This window comes from Priestia sp. SIMBA_032 (assembly GCF_046535215.1).
GTDB lineage: Bacteria > Bacillota > Bacilli > Bacillales > Bacillaceae_H > Priestia > Priestia aryabhattai.
On record NZ_JAWRXD010000006.1, the window covers coordinates 153,233 to 164,927 of the forward strand.

Sequence of the window (11,695 nt, forward strand, 5' to 3'; positions counted from 1 at the left end):
TGTCAATGAAATAAAATGGTTAAAAACACCTATTTTATGGTAAATGCTTCTTTACAATCCTTTATACCTCTTTTACAAACAGCTTTTATAATTTGAGCTAAATCAAGAGGAAGGGGCATGTGCAGTGGCAAATAAATCGTTAAACGAATTAATAGAGCAAGTAAAACAGAACAGTTTTTCTTCGAGTAAAGGATTTGATAGACGGCGTTTTTTACAAGGAGCTGGAAAAGTAGCAGGAGTATCACTTGGCTTAACAATTGCTCAGTCTATCGGTTTAAATGCAGTAGAAGTTTCAGCTGCAGCGCCTAAATTTTCAAGTTATCCATTCACTTTAGGCGTCGCATCAGGGGATCCTTTAGCAGATAGCGTTGTTCTTTGGACAAGATTAGCACCAGACCCATTGAATGGCGGAAAAATGCCTAATCAACCCGTTCCAGTAAAATGGGAGCTTGCCCAAGATGAAGACTTTCATCAAATTGTCAAACGAGGAACAGAAATAGCTAGACCTGAACTTGCTCACTCTGTTCACGTTGATGTAAAAGGATTAAAGCCAGGCCGTATTTACTATTATCGATTTAAAAGCGGTCATGAGTTAAGCCCGATTGGAAAAACAAAAACACTTCCTTCAGCAAATGCAGAAGTAGCCAGCATGACGTTTGCATTCGCTTCGTGTCAACAGTATGAACATGGTTACTTTACAGCCTATGAACATATGGTTAAAGAACAATTGGATTTTGTGGTTCATTTGGGCGATTACATCTATGAATATGGACCAAACGAGTATGTGGCTGCAAGCGGAAATGTTCGTACTCACAGCAGCGCAGAAATTCAAACGCTTCAAGACTATCGCAACAGGCATGCTCAGTACAGGTCAGATGCTAATTTGAAGTCTGCTCATGCTGCTTTTCCGTGGATTGTGACGTGGGATGATCATGAAGTAGAAAACAATTATGCAAATGTAATTCCTGAAAAAGGCCAATCAGTAGAGGCATTTATTCAACGCCGCGCGGCAGCTTATCAAGCTTATTACGAACATATGCCTTTGCGTCAAACATCCTTGCCTCATGGAACGGATATGAGATTATATCGTGACTTTTCATATGGGAAACTAGCTTCCTTTCAAGTGTTGGATACGCGTCAATACAGAGACGATCAAGCAAATGGAGACGGAACAAAGCCGCAAACGCCAGAATCTCTTGATCCTAAACGTACGCTATTGGGGATTGAACAAGAAAAATGGCTTTTTACTAATCTTGAAAAATCAGCGTGCCATTGGAACGTACTGGCTCAACAAATTTTCTTTGCGCCAAGAAAATTTGGAACGGCGGCTAAGCCTACATACAGCATGGATGCATGGGATGGGTATACGGCGAATCGTCAGCGTGTTATTGATTTTATTGAAAAGAAAAAGTTGGACAACGTCATTGTACTAACCGGAGATGTGCACGCTAACTGGGCTTCTAATTTACACACGGATTTCTCCAATCTTAATTCAAGAATTATTGGTGCAGAGTTCGTCGGCACCTCCATCACTTCCGGAGGGAACGGAGCAGATAAACGAGCTGATACGGATAAAATTTTAAGTCAAAACCCACACCTCACATTCTTTAATGATTACAGAGGATATGTAAGGTGTACGGTAACTCCTGATATATGGCAAGCCGATTATCGCGTTGTGCCTTTTGTAACAGAACCTGGTGCGGAAATTTCAACTCGAGCTTCCTTTCAATATAAAAAAGATGGAAAAGGTATGGCGGAAGTTGAAGTAAATAACGTGCCGCGCGGGCTAAAGATATCTAAGGAAGTAGAGGAAGATCGTATGCGGGCACACGGGAAAGCACATGAAAAACAAGAGTTGAAAAAGAAAGAAAAAGTACAGCAGTAAACTGAGTAAGGGAAAGGAGGTTAAGTATGTTTTCTAATATTGGAATTCCTGGTTTAGTTATTATTTTGGTCATTGCGTTAATTATTTTTGGGCCGTCTAAGCTGCCGGAAGTTGGACGGGCGTTTGGGCGGACATTAACTGAATTTAAAGGAGCCGCAAAAGGGCTTGTATCGGATGATGAAGGTGTCAAAGAAAAACAGGCAGCAACCGTTTCTGAACAAAAAGAGAATGAATCGACATTGTAAGTAAAGAAATAGACGAGGAAACTCGTCTATTTCTACTTGTCAGAAAGGAGAGGAATATGATGGGGGAAATGAGTTTGATGGAGCACCTTGAAGAATTGCGAATTCGTATTATAAAAACACTTTGTGCATTTGTAGTATTACTTATTTTCAGTTTTGTATTTGTGCAAGATATTTATCAGTGGCTGGTGAAAGATTTGGACGGCAAGCTTGCTGTACTTGGACCAAGTGAAATTGTATGGATTTATATGGTGATTGCATTTGTTTTTGCGCTTGCTTTTACGCTTCCAGTAGCTGCTTATCAAATATTTCGGTTTGTTTCACCGGGGCTAAAAAAGGAAGAATACAAGGTTATGATTACCTTCATTCCGTTCTTTTTTCTCTTGTTTGTAAGTGGATTGGGGTTCGGTTATTTTGTTCTATTTCCAATGGTTTTAGCATTTTTAACGGGCCTGTCGAATGATCAGTTTTCACTGATGTTTACAGCTGAGCATTATTTTCGTTTTATGCTTAATCTGTGTTTACCATTTGGTTTTTTATTTGAAATGCCTTTAGTTGTCTTATTTTTAACGCGTTTAGGGGTTCTAAATCCATTGAGGTTAGCTAAAGCAAGGAAGTTATCTTATTTTGCTTTAATTGTGATATCCGTCCTTATTACGCCTCCTGATTTTATTTCGGATATTTTAGTCATTGTCCCGCTGCTTCTTTTATATGAGCTCAGTGTGACAATTTCGCGCGTAGTATACAAAAAACGTTTAAGAAACGAATCAATTGCTTAATCGTATACATAAATGTGATGAGAGAATTCATGAAATTGAAACAAAGTCCTTGTAAACAGAGTGTTTTAAACATTCTGGAGTAGGTTATAATAGAGTGAAAACTCTACAGCAAGGGGGAAAAGGCTTGAAAAAAGTATTACTGACGTTAACAATCGGTCTAGCGCTTGTTTTGTCCGCGTGCGGCGGAGGAGGCGGAGGAAGTTCTAAAAATGAATCTGCTGGTGACTCTTCAGCGAGTGCAGAAGACATTGTGAAGAAAAACTGTACAGGCTGTCACGGAGTAGATTTAGGAGGAGCGAATGGACCAAGCTTGCAGCATGTAGGCAGCAAGCACTCAGAAGCTGAAATTGAAAACATTATTAACAATGGTCAAGGCGGTATGCCAAAAGGACTAATTAATGAAGAAGATGCAAAAAAAGTTGCTGCTTGGCTGGCAAAGAAAAAATAAGACGGATATCCGTCTTATTTTTGTGTTAAAGCTGCTTTAATTCTTGGTTTAAGACAATGGCTTGCTTTTGAGCTTTGACATCTTTTGCTATGTCTCCAGGTGCATTGGCTTCTCCAATGATGTATCCGCTAAAGGAAGAGCCAATAAAATCGACAATGTATTGAAATTGCATAATAAGAGGAAGAGCTTTTACAGATGCGCCTGTGCCCCCTACTACTAATACATACACGCGCTTATTTTTCATTTGTTCTTTAAAGTTGATTGTCGAATCTCTAAGACTTTCAGACCAACGATCCACAAAGTTCTTCATTAATCCGCTCATACCGTACCAGTAAAGAGGCGTAACAAATAAAATAGTGTCGTGCGCTGCCATCTTTTTCGCTATATCATAATAATCATCTTGTTGATTGGTAAACCCGAGTTCATCGTGACGCATATCAGTAATGGGGTTAATGGTATGCTGACGCAAGTAAATTTCTTCCGTATTGATATCTTTTAAGACTGTTTTAGCTAATTCCTCTGTATTTCCGTTTTCTCGTGAACTTCCATAAATGGTGATCATGTTATCTCTCCTCATCGTTTTTCTTATTTATCATACCTTGTTTGTAAAAAAAGTAGATATGAATATGCTTTGTCTAACGATATTCGTAAAGAAATGAACAACAAAAAACAACAGAATTAAAAATAAGGATAAATTCTCATACCCTGCTAAAAATACCCTACTTATGTCATATTTGAAATAAAAATGTAATATTTTTGGGGCTTATTTTCACGAAGAGTGATGTTATAATGAGAAAGCGCGTGAGAAGAGTCGAATTTTTGGTTTGAATTGTAGAGTTTTGTCGTATTTTGACAAGTTTTACATAGTATTAAAATAACACACTTGATTAGGTGATTACTTATGATTGAAATGCAAAATGTATATAAAACGTATCCGAACGGTGTAAAAGCAATCAATGGCATTAGCATCAAGATTAATCAAGGTGAGTTTGCTTATATCGTAGGACCAAGTGGAGCAGGAAAATCCACTTTTATTAAAATGATGTATCGTGAAGAAAAGCCTTCTTCAGGAAATATCATTGTAAACGGTGCAAATGTAGCAAAAATAAAAGATAGCAGAGTTCCTATCTTTAGACGTCATATTGGTGTAGTCTTTCAAGATTTCAAGCTGCTTCCAAAATTAACGGTCTATGAAAACATTGCTTTTGCACTAGAAGTAATTGAGCAAAGTCCCGAAGAAATTAAAAAACGAGTGCTAGAGGTGCTAGAGCTTGTTAAGTTAAAGGGTAAAATGGATTCTTTCCCTGATGAATTATCTGGAGGAGAGCAGCAGCGTGTGTCTATTGCGCGTTCAATTGTGAATAGTCCTAAGGTTGTCATCGCCGACGAACCGACAGGGAATCTTGATCCGGAGACTTCTTGGGAAATTATGGATATATTTGAGGAGATTAATAAACGCGGTACGACTATTTTAATGGCAACGCATAACCGTGAAATTGTAAATACAATTCGAAAGCGCGTAATTGCGATTGAAAATGGAAATGTTGTGCGCGATGAAGTAAGAGGTGAATACGGATATGAAGTCTAGGACATTCGGTCGCCACTTACGTGAAGGATCTAAAAGTTTAGGAAGAAACGGCTGGATGACATTCGCATCTGCAAGTGCTGTTACAGTGACGCTCTTACTTGTAGGCGTATTTTTTATGTTGATGATGAATTTAAACCACATTGCTAAATTGATTGAAAACGATGTGGAAATTCGCGTTCACGTTGATGCTGCAGCGACAGCAGATGATCGAAAAGCAATGAAGGAAAAGCTAGATGCAATTAAGCAAGTTGATACGGTGACGTTTTCTTCTAAAGATAAAGAGTTAAAAGATTTGATTAATAGTATGGGTGATGAAGGAAAAGCTTTTGAACCGTTTGAACAGCAAAACCCATTAAATGATGTATTTGTTGTTAAAACAAAAGAGCCTACTGATGTCGCAAAAGTAGCTAAACAAATTGAGAAATATCCGTATGCAGCAAAAGTTCAATACGGACAAGATCAAGTTGAAAAGTTATTTAAAGTGCTGAAAGTAGCTCGTAATATCGGAGTAGTGCTGATTTTAGGGCTTCTATTTACAGCAATGTTCCTAATTTCAAATACAATTAAAATTACGATTGTAGCTCGCCGTGAAGAGATTGAAATTATGCGCTTAGTTGGAGCTACAAACTCCTTTATTCGCTGGCCGTTCTTTATTGAAGGTCTGTTTTTAGGAGTGCTTGGTTCTATTGTGCCAATTGCAGTTATTATCGGCGTGTACAGCGTTTTATATAATGAAGTTCAACCTAAGTTTGATGGATTCTTTGAACTTTTACCTGCCTTTCCATTTGTGCTTCAAGTGTCGCTATTATTACTAGTGATCGGCGGTCTAATTGGGATGTGGGGAAGTACATTATCCATCCGTAAGTTCTTACGAAAATAAGAATAGATTTTTAACATAATAGATTACAACAACCTCACATTTGATGTTTATCAAATGTGAGGTTGTTGTGTAATTACACATAAAAATAGAAAAAAGTGCTAATGGGGGTCTTGCTAATGCCCGTTTATACGGGGAAATATGTGCAGATGGGGAGAAAGAAATGACGCGTAAGACATTAGTAATGACAGCAGCAGTTTTAGTTGGACTAAGTGCGGCTTGGATAGGTAATGAAAAAATTGCTTATGCAGAAAGTGCCACCACTACTAAACTCAGTGATTTAGAGAAAAAAAGTAACGATGTGAACCAAAATATTAATCAAAATAAAGAGAAATTAAAAGAAGTTCAAGAAAAGCAAAAAAACGAAGAAGCTGAGATTGCGCGCTTGGATTCAGAGGTCGGACAAACGAATACAGATATCCGCAGCCGTGAAGCTGAAGTAGGAAAAGCAAACCAAGACATCGAAAAGCTGAAAAACGAAATTGACGTTGTAAAAAAACGAATTGAAAAACGAAATGAGCTACTAAAAAAACGTGCTCGTGCTTTACAAGAAAATGGCGGGTCTGTGGATTACATAGATGTGCTACTAGGCTCTGAAAGCTTCGGCGACTTTATTAGCAGAGTGAGTGCGGTTTCGACAATTGTAGGGGCTGACCGCGATTTGTTAATGCAGTACGAAGCCGATAAAAAGGCAAAAGAAGAGAAAGAAACAAAAGTGCAAAACAAGCTAACGGAAGTAAATCAAGCGCTTGAAGAGCTTAAAAACCTTCGTGCACAGCTGCAAAAGCAAGTCGAGGAAAAGAATCAGCTCATGCAAACGCTCAAAGATCAGGAAAAAGAATTTAATGAAGAAGCCGTTGGATTAGAAGAGCAAGCTTCTATTTTAGACGATCAAAAAAATGCAGCGCAAGCTCAACCGCAAGAAGTTGAAAAAGCCGGGGCAACAGAGGAGGCACCCCCTGTTACAAGCGGGTCGTTTATGAGGCCAGCAAAGGGCCCGGTAACGTCTCATTTTGGATATCGAGAAACGTTTGGAAGAGGACATTACGGTATTGACATTGGAAAGCGAGGAGAAAGTGTGCCAGTTGTAGCCGCAGCAAGCGGAAAGGTAATTAGAGCCTATCATTCGTCTTCTTTTGGTAATGCTGTATTTATTCGTCACAATGTAGAAGGTCAGACGTGGGTTACAGTTTATGCTCATTTAGAGAGCTACAGCGTCTCAAGCGGTCAATCTATCAATAAAGGTCAACAATTAGGTTATATAGGGAACACAGGACGTTCGTTTGGTGCTCACCTGCATTTTGAATTGCATAAAGGCGATTGGAAAGGCAAAAGTTCTGCTGTAAACCCTGAAAGTTATATTAAATTTTAAGTTCCTAGCATACGTGGTACAAGCTCAACATATAGTTTAACAAAAAGGCATCGCACTTGATTTGTGTGGTGCCTTTTGCTACAAATAACACATGCATCCTTTTTATTACATAGTTTTGGTTGTATCTATTATAATAAGAAGAGATGGCTTAAGGTTGAGGAGGATGAAAGAACTTGAATCGGAAAATCGTTGCACTATTAATGGCACTCTCCTTAGTTGTTGGAGCAGCAGGTACATATTTTGGTATTCAGTATGCAAATGCTGGAACAGTCAGTACCCCCCTTACAACTTCTTCAAATGATAGTAAAGTGGAAAAGGAAGAGCTAGACAAAATCAAGCAAGCTTATGAACTGATATCTTCAAAATATTACAAAGATGTAGATGACAAAAAATTATTAGATGGCGCAATCCAAGGAATGGTACAAACCTTAGGAGACCCTCACTCATCTTACATGGATAAGAAAACGGCACAGCAATTCACCCAGTCTCTTGATTCATCATTTGAGGGAATTGGCGCTGAAGTAAGCATGGTAGATGGAAAAGTAACAATCGTAGCTCCGTTTAAACAATCTCCTGCGGAAAAAGCAGGATTAAAACCAAATGATCAGATTTTAAAGATCGATGGTAAAAATATCGCAGGTCTTGAATTGAATGAAGCGGTATTAAAAATTCGCGGTAAAAAAGGCTCTACCGTGACATTAGATGTTCAACGACCAGGCGTGAAAGAAACGATGAAAGTAAAAGTTGTAAGAGATGAGATTCCAATTGAAACCGTCTATTCTTCTGTTAAAAATGTAAACAATAAAAAAATTGGCTACATGGAAATTACGTCATTCTCTGAATCAACGGGAGACGAATTCACGAAACAGTTGAAAAAACTTGAAAATAAAAATATTGATGGCTTAGTTCTAGACGTTCGGGGAAATCCTGGTGGCTATTTAACGAGCGTTGAAAAAATGCTTGATAAATTAGTAACGAATAAAAAGCCATATATCCAAATTGAAGATCGTAACGGTGAACGTCAAAAAGTGGTTTCTTCAATGAAAAAGCAAAAGGATTATCCAATTGTGGCCTTGATCGATGGAGGAAGTGCATCCGCTTCTGAAATTCTTGCAGGGGCATTAAAAGAAGCAGGAGGATACAAGCTAGTCGGTGAAAAGTCCTATGGGAAAGGAACGGTTCAACAAGCTGTTCCAATGGAAGACGGCAGTAATTTAAAATTAACGTTCTATAAATGGCTAACGCCTGATGGAAACTGGATTAACGAAAAAGGTATAAAACCAACGGTAGAAGTCAAACAGCCGGATTATTATTATGCAAATCCAATTCAAGTTGATAAAAAGCCATTAACACGTGATATGACAGGTGACCAAGTGAAGAACGCTCAAGTGATGCTAAAAGGCCTTGGCTTTGAACCTGGACGTACAGACGGATATTTTAGTAAAGAGACAGAAACAGCTGTAACTGCATTCCAAAAAGCCAATAAGCAAAAAGCTACAGGTGAAATCGATGAAGATACAGCAGCGCTTTTACAAACAAAACTTCTAGAAAAAATTAAATCAAAAGATGAAGATCGTCAGCTTCAAACGGCTTTAAAGCTAGCTAGTCAATAAGAAGCAGAAAAAGTTCCGTGCTTTTCCAAAGCGCGGAACTTTTTTAGTAAAAACAACATTGTCGGTTAGTGATGCATTTTGATAAAATAAAGAAGCCTATGATACATAACAATCAATCGTAAATGTTGTAATAAAAATGTGAAAAATACAGGTGGTGAAAAAATGGATTTTGCATTAGAGCTCTTAAAAGGTATCGGGCGTTTGTTTTTACATCCGTTAACTTATTTATTTCTGCTCGTCTCGTTTTTTGTAGGTCTTTCTCGCGTCAAGAGAGAGCGTCAGAATTTTCATGTTCGCGTGTTTGATTTTATTTTAGAAGCAAAATATTTATTTTTTCCAGGTATCATTATTGGGTTGATTTTATCCGTTGTTACCGTGTTGCTAGGTGTCTATGTATCTATAGGAATGATTGTACTTGTAGCTGTTTTAACTTTTATCATAAGCGGCCCTTGGACGTTTAAATGGCTTTCTCCTTCTTACACCGTAGGACTGGCTGTGCTTGCAACTTTGCTTATTCCGGCATCTGGTTTCGGTGAAGGATTTATTCAAACGTGGTCTGTGCAAGCTCATAACGCAGATTTACCTTCTCTGACTATTTTAATGTCTCTGCTTGTATTAGCAGAAGGATATTTAATTTGGAAATTTGGAGCAAAAGGTACGTCTCCAGCCATTGTGAAAAGTAAAAGAGGGCAGGAAATTGGGGCTCATTACTCTCAAAAATTATGGGTGGTTCCGCTTTTTGTCTTAATTCCAGGCAGTGCCATTACGTCTGTGTTTCCATGGTGGCCTGTGTTATCTATTGACGGAACATCATTTAGCCTGTTTTTTGTTCCTTTTGCTATCGGTTTTTATCAGCGAATTCAGAGTATGGTGCCGTTTAAGTCTATTGAATTTACCGGTAGGCGTGTATTAGCATTAGGCGTGGGATTAACGATCATTACGATTGCTGCCATTTTTTATCCTCTTGCCGCTGTAGCTGTTGTTATTCTAGCGATCATAGGAAGAGAGTCGATTCGTTTGCAGCAGCGTCGAAGCGATGAAAAAGCGCCCGCACTATTTACTAAGCGTACACAAGGTTTGGTTGTGTTAGGAATCATCCCTCATTCTCCGGCAGAGAAAATGGGTTTGAAAGTAGGAGAAGTGATTATTAAGGTAAATGGAATCGCTGTATCTGAAGTCCATAAATTTTATGAAGCATTACAAGTTAATAACCGTGCTTTTTGTAAGCTAGAAGTTATTGACGAAAATGGAGAAGTTCGCTTTACTCAGCGAGCATTGTATGACAACGAACATCATGAACTAGGTATTTTGTTTGTACACAATTATACAAAACGGGATTCACAAGCTGGTTAAAAGACGGATAAAAAGGAGAAATGTTTGTGGAAGTCAAAACGATTGCCGCAGTTTTTCTACCCGCCATATTGCTTGTTCTGTTTGCTAGAGTAACATATAACTTATATGTTGCCACGGCGCTGACGCTTTTGTTGATAGCTGTTTCTGTATATAAAGGGTACGCAGATTATCCGCTTATTATTTTAATAGATTTACTTTCAGCAGCCATCGGTTTTATATATGCAAAAAGCATGCTAGCAGCTGGAAAATAAAGATTGTTGGTTTGATGATAAGTTAATCGCTTGTTATTAAACTGTACACAAAAGCTCTCTGCACAACGTGGAGAGCTTTTTTATGTAAAAAGTGAGTTAGAACTTATAACAATATTATTCCGGTTCATTTAATGAACGAGTATAATTAAGTTAATTATACAAATATGTTTATGGATAAAATTTTTAAACGCTTATGTGTAAATTAATTTAAATAAGTGTACAGAAATGTGAGAAGGGTATAGAAAAATAAAATTATTAATCTGAAAATTTAGTTTATTTTTTAATTTTAAAAAATAAAAGGAGGTTTAGGATTGATGGAAGTATTAATGAGAACGATGTTTCAGTCGCTTGGCAAAAATCATTCAATGAACAAATTAGCCAAAAAGTATGGATTGAGGATGGGGGCAGCTCGTTTTGTTGCTGGAGACTCAATTGAATCAGCAATTCAAACATCCAAGGAGCTTAACGATAGTGGGAAAGTCGTTACACTCGATCATTTAGGAGAATTTGTTTTTACAGAAGAGGAAGCTAGGTTATCTACGGCTATGTGTATTCAGACATTAGAAGCCATTGCAAAATCAGGCGTTCAATCAAATTTATCATTAAAGATGACTTCTTTAGGGTTGGATATTAGCAAAGAGCTTTGTATGGAAAACATGCGCAGAATTTTACACACGGCCAGGGTGAATGATATTTTTGTTCGAATTGATATGGAAGACTACTTGCACTGCCAAATCTCTCTTGATATGTATAAAGAATTACGCAAAGAATTCGATAATGTTGGAATAGTGATTCAAGCGTATCTTTATCGTACAGAACAAGATATGAATGACTTACATCAATATCAAGCCAATTTACGCCTAGTCAAAGGAGCTTATAAAGAATCACCAGAAGTATCATTTCCCGAAAAGAAAGACGTAGATGAAAACTATAAAAAAATAATTAAGATGCATTTGCTAAATGGACACTATACAGCTGTAGCAAGTCACGATGAAGAAATGATTCAGTACACAAAACGATTAGTAAGAGAAAATGGTATTTCAAATGACCAATTTGAGTTCCAAATGCTTTATGGAATCTGTGTAGAACTGCAGGATCGTCTAGTAAAAGAAGGATATAAAGTAAGGGTTTATGTTCCTTACGGAATTGATTGGTTTGGGTATTTCATGAGACGCCTAGCCGAACGTCCCGCCAATGTGTGGTTTGTATTAAAAAATATCTCTAAATAAGTTCAGTCCAAGAAACAGAAAAAATTCGACACAAGTACCCTGAGCTTCGTGTCGAATT

General features: G+C 37.8%; 12 protein-coding genes. 11 read left to right on the top strand and 1 reads right to left on the bottom strand.

All coding sequences use genetic code 11. The annotated features are described in order from the left end of the window. The first annotated feature begins 151 nt into the window (after positions 1 to 151). The 4 genes from SB717_RS20030 to cccB all read left to right on the top strand — a co-directional run bounded on the left by SB717_RS20030 (position 152) and on the right by cccB (position 3,354). Complete coding sequence (locus tag SB717_RS20030; protein ID WP_410904588.1) at positions 152 to 1,885, top strand: alkaline phosphatase D family protein; 1,734 nt, start codon at positions 152 to 154, stop codon at positions 1,883 to 1,885. A 26-nt stretch (positions 1,886 to 1,911) separates the two neighbouring features. After that, positions 1,912 to 2,130, top strand: coding sequence for a twin-arginine translocase TatA/TatE family subunit (locus SB717_RS20035; RefSeq protein ID WP_074681764.1), 219 nt, complete (start codon positions 1,912 to 1,914; stop codon positions 2,128 to 2,130). Between the two features lie 59 nt (positions 2,131 to 2,189). Continuing rightward, on the top strand, positions 2,190 to 2,906 hold the full coding sequence (gene tatC, locus SB717_RS20040; protein WP_029714368.1) for a twin-arginine translocase subunit TatC: 717 nt from the start codon (positions 2,190 to 2,192) through the stop codon (positions 2,904 to 2,906). A 124-nt stretch (positions 2,907 to 3,030) separates the two neighbouring features. Beyond that, entirely contained in the window at positions 3,031 to 3,354 is a 324-nt protein-coding gene (cccB, locus tag SB717_RS20045) for a cytochrome c551 (RefSeq protein WP_029714369.1), read from the top strand. Between the two features lie 25 nt (positions 3,355 to 3,379). On the opposite strand, the gene SB717_RS20050 is transcribed toward cccB, so the two are convergent. Further along, positions 3,380 to 3,916, bottom strand: coding sequence for a flavodoxin family protein (locus SB717_RS20050; RefSeq protein WP_074681758.1), 537 nt, complete (start codon positions 3,914 to 3,916; stop codon positions 3,380 to 3,382). Between the two features lie 339 nt (positions 3,917 to 4,255). On the opposite strand from SB717_RS20050, the gene ftsE reads away from it, so the two are divergent. The 7 genes from ftsE to SB717_RS20085 all read left to right on the top strand — a co-directional run bounded on the left by ftsE (position 4,256) and on the right by SB717_RS20085 (position 11,637). Further along, a complete protein-coding gene (gene ftsE, locus SB717_RS20055; RefSeq protein WP_410904543.1) occupies positions 4,256 to 4,942 on the top strand; it encodes a cell division ATP-binding protein FtsE in 687 nt (228 codons plus the stop codon). Further along, positions 4,932 to 5,822, top strand: a complete 891-nt coding sequence (ftsX, locus tag SB717_RS20060) for a permease-like cell division protein FtsX (RefSeq protein ID WP_410904544.1) — start codon at positions 4,932 to 4,934, stop codon at positions 5,820 to 5,822. Before ftsE ends, ftsX begins: the two co-directional genes overlap by 11 nt. Positions 5,823 to 5,982: 160 nt before the next feature. After that, a complete protein-coding gene (locus tag SB717_RS20065; protein ID WP_410904546.1) occupies positions 5,983 to 7,191 on the top strand; it encodes a murein hydrolase activator EnvC family protein in 1,209 nt (402 codons plus the stop codon). Positions 7,192 to 7,364: 173 nt separating this feature from the next. Beyond that, a complete protein-coding gene (locus tag SB717_RS20070) occupies positions 7,365 to 8,804 on the top strand; it encodes a S41 family peptidase (RefSeq protein WP_074896310.1) in 1,440 nt (479 codons plus the stop codon). Positions 8,805 to 8,966: 162 nt separating this feature from the next. Further along, on the top strand, positions 8,967 to 10,157 hold the full coding sequence (locus SB717_RS20075) for a PDZ domain-containing protein (RefSeq protein WP_029714374.1): 1,191 nt from the start codon (positions 8,967 to 8,969) through the stop codon (positions 10,155 to 10,157). 20 nt (positions 10,158 to 10,177) lie between these two features. Further along, positions 10,178 to 10,408 carry a DUF2198 family protein gene (locus SB717_RS20080; RefSeq protein ID WP_029711203.1) on the top strand — a complete coding sequence of 77 codons (231 nt, stop codon included), beginning with the start codon at positions 10,178 to 10,180 and terminating at the stop codon, positions 10,406 to 10,408. Between the two features lie 314 nt (positions 10,409 to 10,722). Beyond that, positions 10,723 to 11,637, top strand: a complete 915-nt coding sequence (locus SB717_RS20085) for a proline dehydrogenase family protein (RefSeq protein WP_029714375.1) — start codon at positions 10,723 to 10,725, stop codon at positions 11,635 to 11,637. Positions 11,638 to 11,695: the final 58 nt, after the last annotated feature.